Here is a 21,192-nt window from a genome sequence, read left to right as displayed (position 1 = left end):
CGCTTCCTCCGACCGACAGGGCAGACAGGGCAGCTCGGACAAGCTCTCGTGTCTTCACCGTACTGTCCGGGGGGCCCGGTCTCATCACCAGGACGGCGACGGGGCCCCCGGACCGGACTCGCTCCGGAACCGCGCATCGCCCCGTCGGTGTCGAGGAGAACGGCCGCCGTACCCCGCGGCGCACGGGGTACGGCGGCGACGCTCGGCCCGGTGCTCATCGGGCGTCGGGCGCCTGCTCGGGGTGTGCGGTCACGACGGGGGAACTCCTTCACGACCCGCACGGGGCGCCGGTCGTCAGCCGGTCCAGCTCCAGTCGGCGACCTCGGGCAGATCGGTGCCGTGTTCGCGGATCCAGGCGTGGTGGCGGGTGCGGACGTCGGCCATCCGCTGGCGCACGGCGGCGGCGCGGACAGCGAGGCCGGGGACCCGGTCGATGACGTCCATGACGAGTCGGTAGCGGTCCAGGTCGTTGCGGACGACCATGTCGAAGGGCGTCGTGGTGGTGCCCATCTCCTTGTAGCCGCGGACGTGCAGCTGGGGGTGGCCGGTACGGCGGTAGGCGAGACGGTGGATGAGCCAGGGGTAGCCGTGGTAGGCGAAGATCACCGGCTTGTCGGTGGTGAACAGTCCGTCGTACTCGCGGTCGCTCATCCCGTGCGGATGGTCCTCGCGCGGCATCAGCCGGGTCATGTCGACGACGTTGACGACGCGTACGGCTAGTTCGGGCAGCTGCCGGCGCAGCAACTGGGCCGCGGCCAGGACCTCCTGGGTGGGGACGTCACCGGCGCAGGCGAGGACGACATCCGGTTCGCCGCCGTTCTCCGTGCCCGCCCACTCCCAGACTCCGGCACCGCGGGCGCAGTGGGCGCGGGCCTCGTCCATGGAGAGCCAGTCGAAGCAGGGCTGCTTGCCGGCGACGACGACATTGACGTAGTCGCGGCTGCGCAGCACGTGATCGGCCACGGACAGCAGGGTGTTGGCGTCCGGCGGCAGGTAGACCCGTACGACCTCCGGACTCTTGCTGAGGACGTGGTCGACGAAGCCGGGGTCCTGGTGGGAGAAGCCGTTGTGGTCCTGGCGCCAGACGTGCGAGGTGAGCAGGTAGTTCAGGGAGGCGATCGGGGCACGCCACGACAACTCCCGCGACGTCCTGAGCCACTTGATGTGCTGGTTGACCATCGAGTCGACGATGTGGACGAAGGCCTCGTAGCAGGAGAACAGACCGTGCCGCCCGGTGAGGAGATAGCCCTCCAGCCAGCCCTGGCAGGTGTGTTCGGAGAGGATCTCCATGACCCGGCCGTGCCGGTCCAGGTGTTCGTCCACCTGGAGGGTCTGGGCCTGCCAGGCCTTGCCGCTCGCGGCGTAGACGGCCTCGAGCCGGTTGGACGCGGTCTCGTCGGGGCCCACCAGCCGGAAGTCGCGGCGGTGCGCGCTGTCCTTCATGACCTGTTCGAGGAGGTCACCGAGGACGCGGGTGGGCTCGTGCAGGGTCGTGCCCGGCTTGTCGACGGGGACGGCGAAGTCGTCGAGCGGCGCGATGGGCAGGTCGCGGACGAGCAGACCGCCGTTGGCGTGCGGGGTGGCGCCCAGCCGGCGCGCTCCCTCCGGGACACAGGTGAGGACCTCGGCGACGGGCCGGCCCTCGGCGTCGAAGAGCTCCTCGGGGCGGTACGAGCGCAGCCAGCCCTCCAACTGGCGCAGATGCTGCGGGTTTTCCCGCACCCCGGCCAGCGGGACCTGGTGAGCGCGCCACGTTCCCGCGACGGGCAGGCCGTCGACCTCCGCGGGTCCGGTCCAGCCCTTCGGCGTGCGCAGCACGATCATGGGCCAGTGCACGCGCTCGGTCACGCCGTCCTCGCGGGCGGTGCGCTGCATCAGCGCGATGCGGTCCAGGGCCCGGTCGAAGGCGTCGGCCATGGCCCGGTGCACCTGGTGCGGGTCGTCACTGGTGACGTGGATGGGGTCGTGGCCGTAGCCGCGCAGCAGTTCGTCGAGTTCGGGTTCGGGGATGCGGGCCAGCACGGTCGGGTTGGCGATCTTGTAGCCGTTGAGGTGCAGGATCGGCAGGACGGCCCCGTCGTGGACCGGGTCGAGGAACTTGTTGGAGTGCCAGGACGCGGCCAGCGGGCCGGTCTCCGCCTCGCCGTCCCCGATGACGCAGGCGACGAGCAGGTCCGGGTTGTCGAAGGCGGCGCCGTAGGCGTGCGCGAGGGAGTAGCCGAGCTCGCCGCCCTCGTGGATCGAGCCCGGTGTCTCGGGGGCGACGTGGCTGGGCACGCCGCCGGGGAAGGAGAACTGTTTGAACAGGCGCTCCATGCCGGCCGCGTCCCGCGACACGTCCGGATAGGTCTCGCTGTAGCTGCCCTCCAGCCAGGAGTTGGCGAGCACGGCGGGCCCACCGTGACCCGGGCCCCAGACGCACAGCGCGTCGAGACCGCGGGCCCTGATCACCCGGTTGAGGTGGGTGTGGACGAGGTTGAGTCCGGGCGAGGTGCCCCAGTGGCCCAGCAGCCGCGGCTTGATGTGGGCGGGGGTCAGGGGCTCGGTCAGCAGCGGGTTGGCCAGCAGGTAGATCTGGCCCACGGCAAGGTAGTTGGCGGCCCGCCAGTGGGCGTCCAGGGTGCGCAGTTCCTCGTCGCTCAGTACGGTGGCGTCCTGTTGTTCCACCTTGGACGGTTGGACCTTGGGCATGGTGACTCCGAAGTCATCGGGGCAAGTCAGCGGGCGGAGGAGGCGGCATGGCCGGCAAGAGGACGGCGTCGTTGCCGGGCGCGGTGTACGAGCGGGAGCTGCTGCGTCTCCAGACGGAACTGGTGAAGCTGCAGGAGTGGGTGCGCGCCGAGGGCGCCCGGCTCGTGGTGGTCTTCGAGGGGCGTGACGCGGCGGGCAAGGGCGGCACGATCAAAAGGGTCTCGGAGCACCTCAACCCGCGGGTCGCACGGACCGTGGCGCTGCCCAGGCCGACCGAGCGCGAGCGCACCCAGTGGTATTTCCAGCGGTACGTCGAGCATCTGCCGGCCGCCGGGGAGATCGTTCTGTTCGACCGGAGCTGGTACAACCGGGCCGGTGTCGAGCGCGTCATGGGTTTCTGCACCAAGGAGGAGTACCAACTCTTCCTGCGTCAATGCCCGATCTTCGAGCGCATGCTCGTGGAGGAGGGGATCGTGCTGCGCAAGTACTGGTTCTCGGTGAGCGACGCGGTGCAGCAGGACCGGTTCCGGCGCCGGCTGAAGGATCCGACGCGGCGCTGGAAGCTCTCCCCGATGGACCTGGAGTCGATCACCCGCTGGGAGGCGTACTCCCGGGCGAAGGACGAGATGCTGGTGCACACCGACATCTCGGAGGCGCCCTGGTTCGTGGTCGAGAGCGACAACAAGCGCCGCGCCCGGCTGAACATGATCGCCCATCTGCTCGACTCGGTGCCCTACTACGAGGTGCCCCCGCCGGTGCTCGAACTCCCGCCCCGGCCGCCGTCGACCGGTTACGAGCGCCCGCCACGCGATCTTCAGACGTACGTCCCCGACCACGCGGCGAGCCTCTGAGCCGGTCACGGTGTCTCCGCCCGGCCGGGGACGACGGCGACCGGGCAGTCGGACCGGTGCAGGACGGCGCGCGCGATCCGGCCGACCGGCAGCCCCACGTGTCCGCGGTGCCGCTCGGCGCCGACGACCAGCAGGTCCGCTTCGGCCGCGGCGGCCAGCAGTACGCCGCGGGCGGGCCCCTCGGTGGCCCGCAGGCGGAGGTCCACCGACGGGTGGTCCGCCGCGGGTCCGCCGAGCGCCGCCTCGAGGATCTCCACCGCCTGCCGCTCGTGCAGTCGGGCGGGTTCTCCCTCGACGGGTGGCTGGTCCGTCGGTTCCCGGCCGGGCCACCGCCAGGCCCGTACCGCGTCCAGGGCGGCCCCGCGGGCCTGTGCCTCCTGGAGGGCGAAGCGCGCGGGTGCGGAGTTGTGCGGGCCGGCGCCGACGCCGAGGACGATCCGGCGGTGCTTTCCGGTCGCGGCCCGGCTCTCCCGGCCGCCGCGCAGGACGATCACGGGGCAGTCGGCACGGGCGGCCACCGCGAGGCTCACCGAGCCGAGCAGTAGTTCGACGAGCCCGTTGCGCCCGCGCGAGCCGATGACCAGCGCGCAGGCACCGTGCCCCTCGTGCAGCAGGACGCTCACCGGGTCGTCGGGCAGGACGTCGGCGGACACCTCCAGGCCGGGCCGCCGGTCACGGGCACGCCGTGTGGCGGTGTCGACGACGTCCTCGACCAGCACCTGCTCCGAGGGCCGGTCCGCTCCCCCGGCGGGCGAGACTCCTTCGTAGCGTTCCCACAGTGAGGCGTTCACCAGCCGCAGCGGGGCCCCGCGCAGCGCCGCCTCGTCCGCCGCCCAGTCCACGGCGCGGAGGCTCGGTGCGGAGCCGTCGACGCCCACGACGAGGGGAAGCTCCAAGATCCTCACCTTCCCGTGCCGGGATCGAGGACGATCCCGGTCCTGTCCCGACCGCGCGGCACCTCGTCGGTGGGCTGGTCGACGGACGCGAGCGGACGGGTCCCGTGGCCGGATCCGGTCGGGCCCGGGGCGTGCGGCCGAAGGACCTCGGCGAGGTCCTGCCGCGTCCCGAGGCCGGAGCCCGTCACCGGGATGCCGCCGCGGATCGTGCCGTGGACCGGGGCCCGGACCGTGCCGTCGGCCAGGGCCCGGATCGTGCCGCACACCGGCACGGCCACCCTCACGAGTTTCCCGTCGTGCCGCAACCCGGGCCGGGACACCGCGAACGCGGCTTCGTCCACCATGGTGGTGATTCCCTCCTCACACGAGATCACCCCGCCGCACGGCCTCCGTTCGCTCCACCCGCGTGCCCTGCCCGGCCGGGGCACGGCCGTCCGCCACCGGGCCCTCCTCCGCCGCGGAGCCGGACGGGTGACGCCCCGGCCCTGGACCGGAAGCAAACCGAACGCACGTACGATTACAGATTTCATGCTCCGGTCCCCTCGAAGGTCGGTCGTGCGGGACGACAGCGACCGGGGCACCCGGTGAGCGGAACGGGTTCCGGCTCCCGGGCGTGGACCGGCCTCGGCGGCAGCCGGGCGGAGCCCCGCCTCGCGGTCCGCCCGCGCGGCGCCGGCCCGGTGCTCGGGCGAGCCGTCGGGCCCCACGGTGACACTGCGGAGCATGGTCCCCTTCTCCCGGGCCGGGCGGACGATGTGTTTCCAGCCTCTGGTCCCGGAGGGCAACGGTGCAGGGGCCGCAGGTCCCCGGCGGGGGCCGAACGGCCCTATGGACGGACGCGGCGGGAGGGCGGCGGGTGCGGACACAGGGCCTCGACGTCCGGCCGCGCGGCCGGACGTCACCGCCTCCAGGCCCGCCGCGCAACCGTTCATGAACCGACCCATGAACCGACCCACGACCCGACCCACGACCCGGCAACGCCCCGGCCTCGGCCCCGCCCCGGTCGCCGCCGACCCGTATCCCGAAGACCCGGGACCCGCCCCCGGAGACCGCCCGCCGAAAGGAAGACACCGCAGGTGGGCCCGATGCCCCGCGCCCGGGGCCGGCGACCTGTGGTGGCCGCCCCCTCATGCGTCCACGCTGGAAGGAGCACCCTCGACCCGGTGCCCCTCGCCGGTGAGCGACCGGACGGTCCTCGTACCGGTACGTACGCCCCTACGGCAGCGGAGGCCGGCCATGGACGACGTTCCCCTCCCCTATCAGGTGACCCAGGCGCGCGACGAGACGGCCGACACGGTCACCCTCACCCTCGCGCCGACCGGCACCGGGCTGCTCGCGCCGTTCACGCCCGGCCGCTACGCCCTGGTGCACGCCCTCGGGGTGGGCGAGATCCCGGTACCGGTGTCCCGCATCGACCGCCACGAACTCGCCCTGACGATACGGTCGCTGGAGGCGGTCTCGGCCGCGCTGTGCGCCCTCCGGCCGGGCGGCCGGGTCGGTCTGCGCGGCCCGTTCGGCACCGGCTGGGAGCTCGACAGGGCCGCCGGGCAGGATCTGCTGGTCGTCGCGGACGGACTCGGCCCGGCGCCACTGCGCCCGCTCGTCCTCGACGCGCTCGCCGCACCGCAGCTGTACGGACACCTGAACGTCCTGGTCGGCGCCCGCACCCCGGACGACATCCTCTACGCCCAGCAGACACACGCCTGGTCGGCGGCGCACGGCCCACCGCACTGCGCGGTCACCGTCGACCGCCCCGGCCCCGCCTGGGAGGGTCCCGTCGGCGCCGTCACGACTCTCCTGGACGGGGCCCGGTTCGAGCCCCGGAACACCGCGGCCTACGTCTGCGGTCCCGCGGGGACGATCCGGGCGGCCGCCCATGCGCTGCTCCGGCGCGGCCTGCCCGCGGAGCGGATCCGGGTCGCCCTCGACGGCTTCCCCGACGGCGACGCCGGTCACCGCGACGGTGCACCGCCAGGGGATGCCCCGCTGTCCCGGGACGGCGGCCCGGTGGTCGGCTGGGACCAGGTCGAGTCCCCGTCCGCCGCCGCGGACCCCGACACCTGACCCGGGGCCCTTCGTCGCTCCATGACCGGCCTGCCGCCCGGCCATGGCCCACCGGCCTCGGCAGCCGGGTACCGCGGAACCACGGCCTTACGGTCAGGACCGGTCAGGATCGGTCAGGACCGGAGGAGGCCGTCGGTACAGTCGGTGAAGATCACTTCAGGCGGCAGGAAGGCCGGCGCACCATGGCCGTGGACGAGCTCGACACCCGGATCCTGCGGCTGCTCCTGGAGCAGCCGCGTACCAGCGTGCGTGAGTACGCCCGCATGCTCGGTGTCGCCCGCGGCACGCTGCAGGCCCGCCTGGACCGGCTGGAACGGGACGGGGTGATCACCGGCATGGGGCCCTCGCTGTCCCCCGCGGCGCTCGGCCACCCCGTGCTGGCCTTCGTGCACATCGAGGTCACGCAGGGCCATCTCGACGAGGTGGGGGACGCGCTCGCCGCGGTACCGGAGATCATCGAGGCGTTCTCGATCACGGGCGGCGGCGATCTGCTCACCCGGGTGGTGGCGCGCGACAACGCCCACCTGGAGGATGTGATCCAGTCGCTCATCAGCATGCCCGGCGTCGTACGCACCCGCACCGAGGTGGCGCTGCGCGAACGTGTTCCGCACCGGGTGCTGCCGTTGGTGGAGTCGATCGGCCGGATACCGAACGGCTGACGGGGGCGGGGACGGGGCGATCGACTCCACCAGCGGCAGCACCTCGCCCCTCACCGGCCGGCCCTTGGCATCCTGGACCCCATGAGCACTTTCGGCCGCACCTCGGTCATCTTCGATCTCGACGGAACTCTCGTGGACAGCGAGCCGAACTACTTCGAAGCCGGCCGGCAGACGCTCGCCGAGCAGGGCATCACCGACTTCACCTGGGCCGACCACGAACGGTACGTCGGCATCAGCACCCGGGAGACGCTCGCCCTCTGGAAGGAGCGCTACGGTCTGCGGGCTCCGCTGGAGGTGCTGCTCGCCGACAAGAACCGCCGCTATCTGGAGCTCGCCCGTGCCTCCACGCACGTCTATCCCGAGATGCGGAAGTTCGTCGGGCTGCTGGCCGACGAGGGCGTCCCGATGGCCGTGGCCTCGGGCTCCTCGGCCGCCGCCATCGAGGCGATCCTGACAGGGACCGGCCTGGCGGCCCGTCTGACGACCGTCGTCTCGGCCGACGAGGTGGCACACGGCAAGCCCGCACCCGACGTCTTCCTGGAGGCGGCCGCCCGCCTGGGGGCCGCGCCGGCGGACTGTGTGGTCCTGGAGGACGCCGCCCCGGGGGCCGCGGCCGCGCACGCGGCCGGGATGCGCTGCCTCGCGATCCCGTACGTCACCGCGCAGGCCGACGACCCTGCGTTCGGCACGGCGGGGCTGCTGCTGCGCGGCGGCCAGGCCGAGTTCACGGCGCGGGCCGCGTACGACTGGCTCGGACGCTCGGCCGCGTCCTCCCGTACCTCCGGCACGCCCTGAGCCCGCCGGTACGTCCCGAACCCCGGGAACCCGCGCCCGGCCGGCCACCACCGGTCAGGCGGCCTCCCGGGTCCCGGTCGCACCGTCGGCCGGGCCGCCACCCCCGTCGCGGTGGATCGGCGTCCGCGAGCCGGTCAGCGGAGCGCCGGTGCCGCCCTCCCGGGCCGCGACGATCTCCGCCGCGATGGACAGCGCGGTCTCCTCCGGCGTACGGGCCCCGAGGTCGAGCCCGATCGGGGACCTCAGCCGGGACAGCTCCCGCTCGCCCAGCCCGGCCTCGCGCAGCCGCCGCTCACGGTCCTCGTGGGTGCGGCGCGAGCCCATGGCCCCGACGAAGGCCGCCGGCATCCGCAGGGCCGCCTCCAACAGCGGTACGTCGAACTTGGCGTCGTGGGTGAGCACGCACAGGACCGTCCGCTCGTCGGTCCCGGTACGCCGCAGGTAGCGGTGCGGCCAGTCGACGACGATGTCGTCCGCCTCGGGAAAGCGGACCCGGGTGGCGAAGACGGGGCGGGCGTCGCACACGGTCACGTGGTAGCCGAGGAACTTGCCGACCCGTACCAGCGCCGTGGCGAAGTCGACGGCACCGAAGACGATCAGACGCGGTGGCGGCACACTGGACTCCACGAACAGCGTCACGCCCCCGGGGCACCGGGAACCGTCCTCGGAGACCTCGACGGTGCCGGTACGCCCCGCCGTGAGCATGCCGCGGGCCTCCCCCGCCGCCGTGCCGTCCAGCGCCGGGGAACCGCTGAGACCTCCCTCGACCGGTGGCCCGTACGCCTCGTCGAGGCGGACGAGCAGCGCCCTGCCCAGCAGTGCGGCGGGTCCCCGGGCCACCCGGGCGACGGCGGCCGGCTCGCCACGGGCCGCGGCCGCCAGCGCCGCCTCGAACACCTTCCGGTCCGGTGCGTCCGCGCGCACCGGCGTGACCAGGACATCGACGACACCGCCACAGGTCAGTCCCACCGCGAAGGCGTCCGCGTCGCTGTATCCGAACCGTTCGAGCACCGTCCGGCCGTCCTGGAGCGCCTGGACGCACAGGTCGTACACGGCGCCTTCGACGCATCCCCCGGAGACCGAGCCGACGGCCGTGCCGTGGCCGTCCACGGCGAGGGCGGCCCCGGGACCGCGCGGCGCGCTGCCGCCGACGCGCACGACGGTGGCGACGGCGAAGTCCCGGCCCTCCTCGGCCCAGCGGTGCAGCTCGTCGGCGAGGTCAAGCACCCAGATCCCCTTCCGCCGCGGTCCCCGCGAGCAGGACCCGGTCGGGTCGGATCGGCAGGTTCCGGTGGCGTACGCCGGTCGCGTGCCAGACCGCGTTGGCGATCGCCGCCGCGGCTCCGACGACCCCGATCTCACCGATGCCCTTGATGCCGACCGGGTCGTCCGGATCCGGGTCGTCCACCCAGTCCGCCTCGATGTGCGGTACGTCGGCGTGCGCGGCGAAGTGGTAACCGGCCAGGTCCGCGCCGACGTGGCCGCCCGTGGCCCGGTCCCGGACCGCCTCCTCGTGCAGCGCCATGGACAGGCCCCAGACCATGCCGCCGACGAACTGCCCGCGCGCCGTCAGCGGATTGACGATGCGGCCCGCGGCGAAGATGCCGAGCATCCGCCGCACCCGCACCTCCCCCGTGGTGACGTCGACGGCGACCTCGGCGAACTGCGCCCCGAAGGTGTGCCGTTCCATCGGCGGCAGCGCGCCGACGGCCTGGGAGGTGTCCGAGCGCGCCGTGATCCCCTCCGGTGGGATGCCGCCGCCGAGGCCCAGCCGCTCGCGCAGCTCGGCCGCGGCGACCCGGATCGCCCAGGCCCAGGAGCGGGTGCCCATCGAACCGCCGGCGATCATCGCCGGGCCGAAGTCGCTGTCCGCGATCCGCATCCGGATGCGCTCCGGCTCCGTCTCCAGCGCGTCCGCGGCGACCAGGGTGAGCGCGGTCCGCGCACCGGTCCCGATGTCCGAGGCGGTGATCCGTACGGTGAAGGTGCCGTCGGGCTCCGCCGTCACGGCCGCCGTGGACGGGGCGGACAGCATGGGGAAGGTGGCCGCGGCCGTGCCGGTGCCGAGCAGTCGGCGCCCTTCGCGGCGGACTCCGGGGCGCGGGTCACGGCCCGCCCAGCCGAACCTGCGGGCCCCTTCCTCGAAGCAGCCGGCCAGATTGCGGCTGCTGTACGGCAACCCGGAGACCGGGCCCACGTCCGGCTCGTTGCGAAGACGCAGCTCGATCGGGTCGAGGCCGCACTTCTCCGCGAGTTCGTCGATCGCGGACTCCAGCGCGAAGGAACCCGGCGCCTCCCCGGGGGCCCGCATCCAGCTCGGCGTCGGCACGTCGAGCCGTACGACGCGGCTGGCGGAGTGGTGCGCGTCGGAGCCGTACATCGCCCGCCCGAACTCGGCGCTGCGCTCGACGAACTCGTGGACGGTCGAGGTGAGGCTCTCGGCCCGGTGCTCGACCGCGCGCAGCCGTCCGTCCGCGTCGGCGCCGAGCCTGACCCGCTGCGCCGTCGGGCTGCGATAGCCGACGAGGGAGAACATCTGACGCCGGGTCATGACGACCCTGACCGGGCGGTGCAGCACGGTCGCGGCCATCGCGGCGGCGACGGAGTGGGGGCGGGTCCCCTTGGAGCCGAAGCCGCCTCCCACGTGTTCGGACCGCACCCGGACCGACTCGGGGTCGAGCGAGAACAGCTTCGCCAGTTCGTCCGCCACGAACCTGCTGCCCTGGTTGGAGTCGATCACCTCGAGCCGGCCGCCGTCCCAGCGGGCGACCGCCGCGTGCGGTTCCATGGGGCTGTGGTGCTCCTCCGGGGTGCTGTACTCGGCGTCCACGACGACGGCGGACGCGGCGAGTTCGGCCTCCAGGTCGCCCTTGGTCGCGGCGGGGGCGCTCTCCGGCGTGTACACACCGGGAAGTCCGGCGGCGAACACGACGTCGTGCGGCTCCTCGTCGTACTCGACGACGAGCGCCTCGGCGGCCTCCCTCGCCTGCTCGGGTGTCTCGGCGACGACGAGGGCCACCGGCCAGCCGGCGTACGGGACCCGGTCCCGCTGGAAGATCTGGGCGATGGGGTCGGGCACGCCGAGGGCGTTCGTGTAATCGCCGTTGAGGCGCGGGGCGTTCTCGTGGTGCAGGACGGCGAGGACACCCGGCATCGCGAGGACGGGCGCGGACCGCACGGAGCGGACACGGCCGCGGGCCACGGTGGACAGCACCAGCCAGCCGTGGGCGAGTTCGGGATACGGCACCTCGCCCGCGTAGCGAGCCGCTCCGGTCACCTTGGCCACGCCCTCCACACGGGTGCGCGCGGTGCCGACGGCCGCGACCGCCGGGGTCGTGGTGGTCGTGGTGGTCGTGGTCATCGGGCGGCCTCCTCGGTGAGCTCGGTCAGCGTCGCCACGACGAGATTGCGTGTCAGCGGCACCTTGTATCCGTTGTGGGGCAGCGGTTCGGCCTGCGCCAGTTCGGCGTCCGCGGCGGCGGCGAAGGCCTCGGCGTCCGCCGGTCCCCCCAGCAGCGCCCGCTCGGCCTCCCGAGCACGCCACGGCCGGGACGCCACCGCACCGAAGGCGAGGCGTACTTCGCGCACCACACCCTCGCGGACGTCGAGCGCGGCGGCGATCGAGCCGATCGCGAAGGCGTACGAGGCGCGCTCGCGCACCTTGCGGTAGCGGGAGCGGGCGGCGACCGGGGCGGCGGGCACGGTGACGCCGGTGATCAGCGCGCCGGACGGCAGGGCGGTCTCCCGGTGCGGAGTGTCGCCCACCGGGAGATAGAACTCCGCGAGCGGCAACTCACCCGGTCCGTCGAGCGTTTCGTACGTGACGACGGCGTCGAAGGCGGTCAGTGCCACCGCCATGTCGGAGGGGTGCGTGGCGACGCAGTGCGCGGAGGCGCCGAGGACGGCGTGGTTGTGGTGCTCGCCCTCGACGGCGGGACAACCACTGCCGGGAACACGCTTGTTGCAGGGTTTCGCCAGGTCGGTGAAGTAGCCGCAGCGGGTGCGCTGGAGCAGGTTCCCGCCGACCGTGGCCATGTTGCGCAGCTGCCCCGAGGCGCCGGCCAGGACAGCCTGCGTCAACGCCGGGTAGCGGCGCCGCACTTCGGGGTGGGCGGCGAGGTCGCTGTTGGTGACGGTCGCGCCGATGCGCAGCCCCTCACCCTGGGTGAACTCGATCCGGTCCAGGGGCAGTTCACGCACGTCGACGAGGCGCGCCGGTCGTTCCACCCCGCTCTTCATCAGGTCGACGAGGTTGGTGCCGCCGCCGAGACACCGCGCCTCGGGGTCGGCGCCCAGCAGGGCGACCGCGCCGGCCACGTCGAAGACGCGCTCATAGCCGAACTCCTTCATGCCACAGCCTCCTTGGCATCCGCTCCGGTGGTGCCGGACTCCTCGTCCGCTTCCGTCTCCACGGCACCGGATTCGATGAGGTCGGACCGCGCGGCGGGGACTTCCCCCGCCCGGACCGCGCCGCCCCCTGCCGCCCGGGCGACGGCCTGCACGATCGACACGTAGGCGCCGCAGCGGCACAGGTTGCCGCTCATCCGCTCCCGGATCTCCTCGGCGGTGAGCGGCGGGACGCCCGCTTCGGGCCGTACGTCGGCGGTCACGGCGCTCGGCCAGCCCGCCGCGTGCTCCTCGATCACGCCGAGCGCCGAGCAGATCTGGCCCGGTGTGCAGTAGCCGCACTGATAACCGTCGAGGTCCAGGAAGGCCTGCTGCACCGGATGCAGCCGTTCCCCGTCCGCCACGCCTTCGATGGTGGTGATGTCGCGACCCTCCGCGGCCACGGCGAGTTGCAGACAGGAGACGGCCCGGCGTCCGTCGAGCAGCACCGTGCAGGCGCCGCACTGGCCCTGATCACAGCCCTTCTTGGTACCCGTCAGATCGAGATGCTCGCGCAGGGCGTCGAGCAGGGTGGTGCGATGGTCGACGGGCAGCGTGTACTTCTCGCCATTGATGTTCAGGGTGATGGCGCTGGACGACGTCGATGGGGCCATGATCAGCCTTCTTTCGCCGAGTCGCGGGTCGCGGGGTCGCGGGGGAAGGTATGGCGCTGTGCGGTGGGGGATGGGGGTGGATGGGGCCGAAGGCCTCCGCGGAAGGCGCGGGGCACGCCGGCTTCGGGGGGCACCGACAGTCCACGGTGGCCGGATCTCGCGCTATGGTGAACCTAAGTGGACAGCTGTCCACTAACCCTGAACTTAGCGGACAGCTGTCCACTTAGCAAGGCCCGGGCTCCGCCACGAGTGCCGTGCCTTCCGGAAGGGGGACGAGTGGAGCAGAAAAAGGACGCCCCGCTGCGTTCGGACGCGCAGCGCAACCGCGAGCGGATCCTCGAAGTGGCCCTGGCGGAACTGACCCGCTCCTCCGACACCCCGCTCAGTGCGATCGCCAAGAAGGCGGGCGTGGGACAGGGCACGTTCTACCGGAACTTCCCCAACCGCGAGGCGCTGGTCCTGGAGGTCTACCGCTACGAGGTGCAGCAGCTCGCCGACGCCGCGGCCCAGCTGCTGGAGACCCGCGCTCCGGACCAGGCCCTGCGGGAGTGGATGGACCGGCTGGCGCAGTACGCCATGGCCAAGGCCGGGCTGGCCGAGGCGTTGCGCGCGTCCACCGTGACCCGGGGCACCCTGACCAGGCTGGGACACGGCGCGGTCTCCTCGGCCGTCTCCCTCCTTCTCGACGCCAACGAGCGGGCGGGCACCATCCGCCCGGGGGTGACCCCCGACGACTTCGTCCTCGCGATCGCCGGCCTCTGGCAGATGGACGCGCACGGGGACTGGCAGCCGCGCGCCGCACGTCTGCTGGACCTGGTGATGGACGGTCTGCGGGTGGGCGCGCCAGGTCCGCGTCCGTCGGCGTCCGGCACGGCCTCCGCCGACGCGGGGTGAGGCGCGCGCCGGACGACTCGCATGCACCGGACTCGGACGCGGCGGACTCGGACACGCCGGACCCCGACGCACCGGACTCGGACGCGGCGGACCCGGACGCGCCGGACCCAACACGGCGGACCCGGACGCGCCGGACTCGGACGCGTCGGGTGAGGCGCGCGCCGAGGCCGGACCCGCCGGGGTGAAACGGGCGCCGAGCTCAGCCGTGCCGGAAGGAGACGCGCGCCGCACACCCGCCGATGCCGGTATTGGGCATGCCGACGCCGGGCGGCGCACCCTCCGGCGCACCACCTGACGTCATGCTGACCTCATGCCCGCCGCACGGGGATCACGTCACCGGCGCAGCAGCCGGGCATGGGTGACGGCCGGCGAGCTCACCAGCTCGGCGACGCGGTAGCCGTCGACCCCGTCCCCGAGGTGGTCGAACAGACGCTCACCCCGCCCGAGGAGCCGGGGAACGATGGCCAGGTGCAGTTCGTCGATGAGCCCGGCGCGCAGATACTGCTGAACGGTGGCCGATCCGCCACCGACGCGCACGTCCCGGCCCGCGGCCGCCTCGAAGGCCCGCTCCAGGACCGTGGTGACGGGCTCGTCCGTGAAGTGGAAGGTGGTTCCGCCCTCCATCGCCAGCGACGGCCGCGGGTGGTGCGTGTGCACGAACACGTCATTGTGGTAAGGCGGGTTGTCGCCCCACCAGCCCTGCCACGACTCGTCCGGCCACGGCCCGCGCTGGGGCCCGAACATGTTGCGGCCCATGATCGTGGCGCCGATGTTCTCCTCGCTGCGCTCGACGTACTCGACGTCGGTACCGCCCTTGCCGTCCGCGAGGTCCCGCATCGCGGCGAACATCCACGTGTGCATGTCCTCGAAGCCCTCGCCGAGCGGGTACTCCAGGCGCTGGTTCGGGCCGGCGGCGAAGCCGTCCAGCGAAACGGTCAGGTTGTGCACGCGCAGCCTTGGCATGGCCGTACTCCTCGGGTTCGTTCTTCCTGTTCTCACCCGTGCGTCGAACGGGACACCGCCGGATCGACAGGTGTCCCGACATCGGTCACCGGAGAGCTCAGGACCCACCCGGTCCGAGCGGCGTCCAGCGCGGACGCGGCCGACGACCGTGGGAGGTGCGGTCACCTCCCACGGCGGCGTGCCCTAGGCTCCGCTGGCGTCGAGCATGTCCTCGCGCTCGACGAGCTTCACCCGCTCGCGGCCCTGCGGTTCGCCGAGCGCCTTCTCCGCGGCGTCCAGCCGGTACCAGCCCTGCCACGTGGTGAAGCGGACGTCGCGCTCCTCCAGGAACGCGTCCACGGCCTCCGGCTCGGGTGCGGCGGGCGTGTGCAGACGGCCGCTCGCGTGGTCGTCGAGCAGACTGGCGACGGTCTCGTTGGCGTCGCCCTTGGTGTGGCCGATGAGGCCCACCGGCCCACGCCGGATCCAGCCGGTGACGTACGTCGACCGGAGGTGCTCGCCGGTCTCCTCGATCACCCGGCCCGCCGCGTCGGGGACCGTGCCGGACTCGACGTCCCAGGGCAGCTTGGGGAGCTTGTCGGACAGGTAGCCCACGGCGCGGTAGACGGCCGTCACGTCCCAGTCCTTGAAGGTGCCGGTGCCCTTGACGTTGCCGGTGCCGTCCAGGACGGTGCGCTCGGTGCGCAGGCCGGTGACCTCGCCGTCCTCACCGAGGATCTCGGTCGGCGACTCGAAGAAGTGCAGGAACAGCTTGTGCGGCCGGTCGCCGACGTCGCGGATGGCCCAGTTCTCCAGGGTCTTGGCGACCATGTCGGCCTGCTTGTTGCCGCGCCGGGTGGCGATCGAGCCGTCGTCGTAGTCGATGTCCTCGGGGTCGACGATGACCTCGATGTTCGGGGAGTGGTCCAGCTCCCGCAGCTCCATCGGGCTGAACTTGGCCTGCGCCGGGCCGCGGCGGCCGAAGACGTGGACCTCCAGTGCCTTGTTGGCCTTGAGTCCCTCGTGGACGTTCGGCGGGATCTCGGTCGGCAGCAGCTCGTCGGCGGTCTTGGCCAGGATGCGCGCGACGTCGAGCGCGACGTTGCCGACGCCGAGGACGGCGACCTTCTCCGCTTCGAGGGGCCAGGTCCGCGGCACGTCGGGGTGCCCGTCGTACCAGGAGACGAAGTCCGCCGCGCCGTACGAGCCGTCGAGGCCGATGCCGGGTATGTCCAGGGCCCGGTCCGCCGTCGCGCCCGTGGAGAAGATCACCGCGTCGTAGAAGGCACGCAGGTCGTCCAGGTTGATGTCCCCCGGGTAGTCGACATTGCCGAAGAGACGTATCTGCGGCTTGTCGAGCACCTGGTGCAGGGCCGTGATGATGCCCTTGATCCGCGGATGGTCCGGGGCGACGCCGTAGCGGATCAGGCCGAAGGGCGCCGGCATCCGCTCGAAGAGGTCGATGGAAACACCGGGCTCGACGGCCACTGCGGACTTCAGCAGCGCGTCGGCGGCGTAGATGCCGGCGGGACCGGCTCCGACAATGGCTACCCGCAGGGGGCGAGGCATGATCAGATTCCCTTCGAAGGGGGCAGGGTGACTCGCCGGGAAGCCTAAGCTAAGGCATGCCTTAGTCAGTACTCGGGTCGGATCTATGACCACATAAGGGCGACTTATGACCCCTTGTTTCTGGGAACACCCCTAGAGTCGGGGCGGCCCCTTCGGGACTCTTCCCACGGGTTGCGGGGCCGGGCGCCGGGGAGCAGGCGCTCCGGGTCCGGGGGAAAATGGGGAGGTGAGCGTCCGGCGCGTGTCAGTGGACCGCCTCGTGGAGCAGCCGTCAGGCCGCGGACTGGTGGCGATCCCTGTCGCGCTGATCGTAGTGATCACGGTAGTGGACATCCACTCACCGGCCGACATCCATCTCGGTCCGCTGCTGGTCATCGCACCCGCGCTGACCGCCTCGCTGGCAGGACCACGGATGACCGCCCTGGTCGGCGTGCTGGCCGTGACCGCCCAGGTGGTCATAGCGGTGCTGCACGGCGGCCTCGGCACGGCCAACCACGTCTCGCAGATCATCGCCCTGTCCGTGCTCTCCGCCCTGGTGGTCTTCGTGTGCCACGTACGCGAGCGGAGAGCACGCGAGCTGAGCCGGTCACGTTCGGTGGCCGAGACGGCGCAGCGTGTTCTGCTGCGGCCACCGCCCCGCAGGATCGGCCCACTGCGGGTGGCCTGGCTGTATCTGGCCGCCGAGGACGAGGCCCGGATCGGGGGCGACCTCTTCGCGGTGGCCCGCTCCGCCCACGCTTCCACGCGGTTGGTCATCGGGGACGTGCGCGGCAAGGGCATGTCCTCGATCGGCGAGGCCTCGGTGGCGCTCGGCGCGTTCCGGGAGGGCGCCCAGCGGTACGCCACGCTGCCCGAACTGACGGCGGCGCTGGAGGCGAGCGTGTGCCGGGACCTCGACGAGGTGGCGGACACCCAGCACGACCCCGGCGAGCACTTCATCACCGCGCTCGTCCTCGACATCCCCGACCACGGCAACCAGGTCGACATGATCAACTGCGGCCATCCCCCGCCCCTGCTGCTGCACGACCACGGGATCGAGATCCTGCACGCCAAGCACCCGGTGCCCCCGCTGGGTCTGTGCGAGATGCCCGCCGCGCGCCACCGCACCGATCCGTTCTCCTTCGAGGTGGGCGACATCCTGCTGCTCTACACCGACGGCGTCATCGAGGCCCGGTCACCGACGGGCGCCTTCTACCCGCTCGCCGAGCGGGTCGCCACGTTCCGGGGCGCCGGACCCGACGCCCTGCTGCGCCACATCCACGACGACCTCCTCGCCCACGTCGGCGACCGGCCCTCCGACGACGCCGCCCTTCTGATCGTCGAACGCGTCGCCTCCGAGCATCCGCACCGACCGCATCTCCCGACCCACCCCGTCGACGGCCGCCATCGGATCCGTCCCGGCGATCCGCCGCCCACCCCCGGGACACCGCCCTGATCCGGCCGCGGACGATGCCCCTCGGCGCGCGGCCGAGGCGGCCGGAGGGGGCGGTGCCCGTCCCGTGAGCCGTACCGCCCTCGGGTCCGCCGGTACGAGGCGCCCCACGGTCCGGCGTCCCGCCGCGGCCGCCCCGCTCCTGGAGCCGGGACACCGGCGGACCGCCCCGTGCCACAGCCCCCTGCCACGACCGGTGCCGACACGCCGAGGCCGGCCGGGACGCGGGGCGGCCGTGGCCGGTCCCGGACCCTGCCGGGGGCTCCGCCCGGACCCCCTGCGGTGCTCCGCCCCCAGACCCCCGCCAGGGGTGCTGCGCCGCCTGGACCCCCGCATCGCCGGAAGGGCTCGTCCTCGGACGCCGGACGGGCTGAGGGTACGGGCCCGCGCTGGAGGGTTCCGGCCGCCGCCCGCCCAGGTCACTCCCGGGCCATGTCCGACTCCGCCCTGCTCGCCGTCGAATCGGCGTCGTCGACCAGTTTCTGCAGGTGGCCGAGGTCCGTGGAGGACGAGGAAGCGGGTGCCGGCTGCCCGGCGTCCTCGCCGTGACCGCAGCCGGCCAGCAGCAGGACGGCCACGACGGCCAGTCCGGCCGGCGCGACGCGGCGCGCGCCCCTCACTTCGCGCTCCCGTTGTCGTTGGCGCCGCACCACTTCTCGACCTCGGACAGGTCCTTCCGGCGTGCCTCCAGGGTGGGGATCAGGGAGCGCCGGAAGGTGAGCCGGTCGTTGAGGTAATTCTCGATCTCCTTGTGTCCCGCCGACCTGGCATGGGCCACGCGCTGTTCGAGGCGGGCGACGGAACCGCGCCGGGACGCGTCCGCGTGCAGCCGGTCGAGGATCCGGTCGATCCGCTGGTCGACCTTCGGCGCGCGCCGGCACAGCGCCGCGGCGCCGTCGCCCGTGGGCGTGCCGGACGGCGCGGGAGACGCGGTGTCCGCCGCGGCGACGCCCGCGGCGCCGAGCAGCGTACCCACGGCGAGAAACGAGACCACGGTCTTCCTGGTGCTTGGCATGACGAACTCCTCCGTGTTCACGGGCGGTTGCCCGCACACCGCGGAAACTAGGAGTCGTCCTTGTGGAATTCTTGTGGGCGGTGGGCGGCCGCGATCATCCAGTTGCGAGGGAGCGGCAGCGTGTTCCCTTCGTCCGCCGTGCCATCGGCGAGCGGCAGCGTGACCTCGATCCGGGTACCGGGTCCCGCCGGCCGGTCCAGGATCCGGATGCGGCCCCGGTGCAGGGCGATCTGCTGGGCGACCAGGGTGAGTCCGAGGCCGGAGCCCGGACTGTCGGGCCGGCGCCTGAAGCGTTCGAAGACCTGCGCGCGCAGTTCGGGCGGGATGCCGGGGCCCTGGTCGTCGACGACGAGGAGTACGTCGGTGCCACTCGCGCGCAGGCTCACCTCCACCTGCGCGGGACGCGCGCCCCGGTGCCCATCCCCATCCCCGTGCCCGTGCCCGTGCACCAAGGCGTTGACGAGGAGGTTGTCCACCACGCTCCGCAGTCCCGGTTCCCAGCCGTGCACCCGCAGGCCCGGCGCGCAGCGGCCGGACAGCCGTGCGCGCGGATGGCGCCGCCGCTGTTCCGCCGTGCTCGCCTCGACGACGTCCGCCAGGTCCACCGGCCCGAAGGCATCGGCCTCGACGAGGTCCCCGCGGCCGAGGTCGCGCAGCATGACCAGGAGGCCCAGCAGCCGGGCGTGCTCGCGACGCAGGTCGAGCAGCACCTCGTCACGGTCGGCTCCGGCGAGTTCGGGGTGCCCGGCGAGGATCTCCAGGTTGGTCTGCATGCTCATCAGCGGAGTGCGCAGTTCGTGCGAGGCGGCGGAGGCGAAGGAGCGGGCGGTGGCCAGTGCCTCGGCGGTTCTGGCGGCCTGTTCGTCGTAGCGGGCCAGGACGGTCCCCAGGGTGTGCGCGAGATCGTCGACCTCGGCGATACGCGTCGGGGTGTGATCCAGGCGGGCCGGGCTGGAACGCGGGTCCAGGCCGCTCGCGCGGCGTTGCAGTCGGCGCAGCGGCCGGCTCGCCCGCGCGGCGACACCCCAGGCGAGCAGTCCGGACAGCGGCGCGGCGAGCAGTGCGACGGACACCGCGCGCCGCCGGACCAGCCGCAGTTGGGTGTCGGCGGCGGTGTCCGACGCGAACAGCCACAGGGTGCCGCGCGCTCCGGGCCGGCCGCCCGTCACCCGGGTCGACAGGATCCGCCAGCTGTGACCGTCGGCCCGGAGCGTGACCGGGACCGGCGCGCTCGCGGGCAGCGGTGCTCCGGCGTCCGGCTGCGGGCCGCCGGTGAAGGTCTCGTCCGGGCCGATCAGCCGGACGCCGACGTCCAGGGCGGAGGTGAACAGCCTTCGCTGCCGCGCCTGCTCCACGGCGGCCGACCGGTCGGCGGCGCTCGCGCGCAGCAGTCCCCGGGCGTCCTTGGCCACGGTCGCCGCGCGCTCGCGCAGATGGGCGTCCTGCTGGTCGTGCAGGTCCGCCGCGACCAGCCGCAGCAGCAACCAGCCGGTGGCCAGGACCAGTACGGGCACGGTGGCGCCGACGGCCAGTGCGATCCGCGTGGACAGCCTCACCGTTGCTCCCCCGCCCGGTCGTCCCGCAGGACGAAGCCCACGCCCCGTACGGTGTGGATGATCCGTGCGCGGTCCGGGGTCTCCAGTTTGCGGCGCAGATAGCTGACGAAGGTGTCCACCGCGTCGGTGCGCACGTCGAAGTCGTATCCCCATACGCGGTCCAGGAGTTGGTCCCGGCTGAGGACGAGGCCGGCGTTGCGCGCGAGGACGTGCAGGAGCTCGAACTCGCGCCGGGTCAGGTCCACCGGTCGTCCGTCGAGGGTGACCCTGCGGGCGGCGGGGTCCATCAGCAGGCCACCGACCCGTACGGTGTCGGTGTCGCGCGGCGGTCTGCGGCGCAACAGCGCCTCCAGGCGCAGCACCAGTTCCTGCAGGGCGAAGGGTTTGACCAGATAGTCGTCGCCGCCGGCCTGGAGACCCGCGATCCGGTCGGCGGTCTCGTCGAGCGCGGAGAGCATCAGCACGGGTACGTCGTTGTCGTCGCCCCGCAGTGTCCTGCACACCTCGATGCCGTTGAGGTCCGGCATCGAGATGTCCAGCACGATCACGTCCGGTGGTCTCGTCCGGGCCACGGCCAGCGCCGGGCGGCCTCCGTCGGCCAGGTCCACGGTGAATCCGCCGAGCCGCAGTCCGCGCTCCAGCGAGCGGCGTATCGCCGCGTCGTCGTCGACGACCAGGACCCGGCCCCGGTCTGCGCTCATCACCACTGTCCCTCCGCGCCGCTGTCCCACCACGCCACGCATCCGGCCGTGTCGCCGGCATCCGCCGCCGCCCATCGTGCATCAGTCGCGCCGTTCCCGTTCCCGAGGGGTGCCGACGACTCCTCCC

General features: G+C 73.0%; 19 protein-coding genes. 6 read left to right on the top strand and 13 right to left on the bottom strand.

Annotated features, from left to right (window positions below):
• Window positions 1-294: 294 nt before the first annotated feature.
• A complete protein-coding gene (locus tag OG199_RS36625) occupies window positions 295-2,691 on the bottom strand; it encodes a phosphoketolase (protein ID WP_401806118.1) in 2,397 nt (798 codons plus the stop codon).
• Between the two features lie 47 nt (window positions 2,692-2,738).
• On the opposite strand from OG199_RS36625, the gene ppk2 reads away from it, so the two are divergent.
• Entirely contained in the window at window positions 2,739-3,542 is an 804-nt protein-coding gene (gene ppk2 / locus OG199_RS36620; protein WP_401806119.1) for a polyphosphate kinase 2, read from the top strand.
• Window positions 3,543-3,547: 5 nt separating this feature from the next.
• On the opposite strand, the gene OG199_RS36615 is transcribed toward ppk2, so the two are convergent.
• Together OG199_RS36615 and OG199_RS36610 are read right to left on the bottom strand one after the other, a co-directional pair.
• The gene (locus tag OG199_RS36615; RefSeq protein WP_405833104.1) at window positions 3,548-4,438 is read right to left on the bottom strand and encodes a universal stress protein; all 891 of its coding nucleotides are present in this window, start codon (window positions 4,436-4,438) and stop codon (window positions 3,548-3,550) included.
• Between the two features lie 5 nt (window positions 4,439-4,443).
• The gene (locus tag OG199_RS36610; protein ID WP_405833102.1) at window positions 4,444-4,782 is read right to left on the bottom strand and encodes a hypothetical protein; all 339 of its coding nucleotides are present in this window, start codon (window positions 4,780-4,782) and stop codon (window positions 4,444-4,446) included.
• A gap of 892 nt (window positions 4,783-5,674) precedes the next feature.
• Between OG199_RS36610 and OG199_RS36605 the strand changes: the two genes are divergently transcribed.
• From OG199_RS36605 to OG199_RS36595, 3 genes are all read left to right on the top strand, one after another.
• The gene (locus OG199_RS36605) at window positions 5,675-6,502 is read left to right on the top strand and encodes an oxidoreductase (RefSeq protein ID WP_405833100.1); all 828 of its coding nucleotides are present in this window, start codon (window positions 5,675-5,677) and stop codon (window positions 6,500-6,502) included.
• A 182-nt stretch (window positions 6,503-6,684) separates the two neighbouring features.
• On the top strand, window positions 6,685-7,161 hold the full coding sequence (locus OG199_RS36600; RefSeq protein WP_356805683.1) for an Lrp/AsnC family transcriptional regulator: 477 nt from the start codon (window positions 6,685-6,687) through the stop codon (window positions 7,159-7,161).
• 81 nt (window positions 7,162-7,242) lie between these two features.
• The gene (locus OG199_RS36595; RefSeq protein ID WP_401806126.1) at window positions 7,243-7,956 is read left to right on the top strand and encodes an HAD family hydrolase; all 714 of its coding nucleotides are present in this window, start codon (window positions 7,243-7,245) and stop codon (window positions 7,954-7,956) included.
• 54 nt (window positions 7,957-8,010) lie between these two features.
• Here OG199_RS36595 and OG199_RS36590 read toward each other — a convergent pair whose 3' ends face one another.
• From OG199_RS36590 to OG199_RS36575, 4 genes are read right to left on the bottom strand one after another with little or no spacing between them, the layout of a single operon-like run.
• Entirely contained in the window at window positions 8,011-9,183 is a 1,173-nt protein-coding gene (locus tag OG199_RS36590) for an XdhC family protein (RefSeq protein WP_405833098.1), read from the bottom strand.
• Window positions 9,176-11,317: a xanthine dehydrogenase family protein molybdopterin-binding subunit gene (locus tag OG199_RS36585; RefSeq protein ID WP_405833096.1), complete on the bottom strand. Its 2,142-nt coding sequence runs from the start codon at window positions 11,315-11,317 to the stop codon at window positions 9,176-9,178. The genes OG199_RS36590 and OG199_RS36585 overlap by 8 nt, the downstream gene beginning before the upstream one ends.
• Entirely contained in the window at window positions 11,314-12,306 is a 993-nt protein-coding gene (locus OG199_RS36580; protein ID WP_405833094.1) for an FAD binding domain-containing protein, read from the bottom strand. Before OG199_RS36580 ends, OG199_RS36585 begins: the two co-directional genes overlap by 4 nt.
• Window positions 12,303-12,956 carry a (2Fe-2S)-binding protein gene (locus OG199_RS36575; protein WP_405833092.1) on the bottom strand — a complete coding sequence of 218 codons (654 nt, stop codon included), beginning with the start codon at window positions 12,954-12,956 and terminating at the stop codon, window positions 12,303-12,305. The genes OG199_RS36580 and OG199_RS36575 overlap by 4 nt, the downstream gene beginning before the upstream one ends.
• A 276-nt stretch (window positions 12,957-13,232) precedes the next feature.
• On the opposite strand from OG199_RS36575, the gene OG199_RS36570 reads away from it, so the two are divergent.
• A complete protein-coding gene (locus OG199_RS36570; protein ID WP_356805670.1) occupies window positions 13,233-13,850 on the top strand; it encodes a TetR/AcrR family transcriptional regulator in 618 nt (205 codons plus the stop codon).
• Between the two features lie 333 nt (window positions 13,851-14,183).
• On the opposite strand, the gene OG199_RS36565 is transcribed toward OG199_RS36570, so the two are convergent.
• Both OG199_RS36565 and OG199_RS36560 read right to left on the bottom strand, forming a co-directional pair.
• On the bottom strand, window positions 14,184-14,813 hold the full coding sequence (locus tag OG199_RS36565) for a dihydrofolate reductase family protein (protein ID WP_356805669.1): 630 nt from the start codon (window positions 14,811-14,813) through the stop codon (window positions 14,184-14,186).
• A gap of 183 nt (window positions 14,814-14,996) precedes the next feature.
• Window positions 14,997-16,361 (bottom strand): FAD-dependent oxidoreductase, encoded by a 1,365-nt coding sequence (locus OG199_RS36560; RefSeq protein WP_356805667.1) that lies wholly within the window; start codon window positions 16,359-16,361, stop codon window positions 14,997-14,999.
• 247 nt (window positions 16,362-16,608) lie between these two features.
• Between OG199_RS36560 and OG199_RS36555 the strand changes: the two genes are divergently transcribed.
• Window positions 16,609-17,796: a PP2C family protein-serine/threonine phosphatase gene (locus OG199_RS36555; protein ID WP_405834783.1), complete on the top strand. Its 1,188-nt coding sequence runs from the start codon at window positions 16,609-16,611 to the stop codon at window positions 17,794-17,796.
• A gap of 416 nt (window positions 17,797-18,212) precedes the next feature.
• Here OG199_RS36555 and OG199_RS36550 read toward each other — a convergent pair whose 3' ends face one another.
• From OG199_RS36550 to OG199_RS36535, 4 genes are read right to left on the bottom strand one after another with little or no spacing between them, the layout of a single operon-like run.
• The gene (locus OG199_RS36550) at window positions 18,213-18,413 is read right to left on the bottom strand and encodes a hypothetical protein (RefSeq protein ID WP_356805664.1); all 201 of its coding nucleotides are present in this window, start codon (window positions 18,411-18,413) and stop codon (window positions 18,213-18,215) included.
• Window positions 18,410-18,808, bottom strand: coding sequence for a hypothetical protein (locus OG199_RS36545; protein WP_405833089.1), 399 nt, complete (start codon window positions 18,806-18,808; stop codon window positions 18,410-18,412). The genes OG199_RS36550 and OG199_RS36545 overlap by 4 nt, the downstream gene beginning before the upstream one ends.
• Window positions 18,809-18,855: 47 nt before the next feature.
• Window positions 18,856-20,364, bottom strand: coding sequence for a sensor histidine kinase (locus tag OG199_RS36540; RefSeq protein WP_405833087.1), 1,509 nt, complete (start codon window positions 20,362-20,364; stop codon window positions 18,856-18,858).
• Window positions 20,361-21,065 (bottom strand): response regulator transcription factor, encoded by a 705-nt coding sequence (locus tag OG199_RS36535; RefSeq protein WP_405833086.1) that lies wholly within the window; start codon window positions 21,063-21,065, stop codon window positions 20,361-20,363. The genes OG199_RS36540 and OG199_RS36535 overlap by 4 nt, the downstream gene beginning before the upstream one ends.
• Window positions 21,066-21,192 lie beyond the last annotated feature (127 nt).

This window comes from Streptomyces sp. NBC_01176 (assembly GCF_045039825.1).
Taxonomy (GTDB): Bacteria; Actinomycetota; Actinomycetes; order Streptomycetales; family Streptomycetaceae; genus Streptomyces.
Note: the sequence above shows the minus strand (reverse complement) of the source record. Positions and strands in the feature narration are given on the sequence as shown.

Coding starts and splice junctions, on each gene's coding strand:
- OG199_RS36625 (WP_401806118.1), bottom strand. CDS start 2,691: ATGCCCAAGGTCCAACCGTCCAAGGTGGAACAACAGGACGCCACCGTA.
- ppk2 (WP_401806119.1), top strand. CDS start 2,739: ATGGCCGGCAAGAGGACGGCGTCGTTGCCGGGCGCGGTGTACGAGCGG.
- OG199_RS36610 (WP_405833102.1), bottom strand. CDS start 4,782: ATGGTGGACGAAGCCGCGTTCGCGGTGTCCCGGCCCGGGTTGCGGCAC.
- OG199_RS36605 (WP_405833100.1), top strand. CDS start 5,675: ATGGACGACGTTCCCCTCCCCTATCAGGTGACCCAGGCGCGCGACGAG.
- OG199_RS36600 (WP_356805683.1), top strand. CDS start 6,685: ATGGCCGTGGACGAGCTCGACACCCGGATCCTGCGGCTGCTCCTGGAG.
- OG199_RS36595 (WP_401806126.1), top strand. CDS start 7,243: ATGAGCACTTTCGGCCGCACCTCGGTCATCTTCGATCTCGACGGAACT.
- OG199_RS36585 (WP_405833096.1), bottom strand. CDS start 11,317: ATGACCACGACCACCACGACCACCACGACCCCGGCGGTCGCGGCCGTC.
- OG199_RS36580 (WP_405833094.1), bottom strand. CDS start 12,306: ATGAAGGAGTTCGGCTATGAGCGCGTCTTCGACGTGGCCGGCGCGGTC.
- OG199_RS36575 (WP_405833092.1), bottom strand. CDS start 12,956: ATGGCCCCATCGACGTCGTCCAGCGCCATCACCCTGAACATCAATGGC.
- OG199_RS36565 (WP_356805669.1), bottom strand. CDS start 14,813: ATGCCAAGGCTGCGCGTGCACAACCTGACCGTTTCGCTGGACGGCTTC.
- OG199_RS36560 (WP_356805667.1), bottom strand. CDS start 16,361: ATGCCTCGCCCCCTGCGGGTAGCCATTGTCGGAGCCGGTCCCGCCGGC.
- OG199_RS36545 (WP_405833089.1), bottom strand. CDS start 18,808: ATGCCAAGCACCAGGAAGACCGTGGTCTCGTTTCTCGCCGTGGGTACG.
- OG199_RS36535 (WP_405833086.1), bottom strand. CDS start 21,065: ATGAGCGCAGACCGGGGCCGGGTCCTGGTCGTCGACGACGACGCGGCG.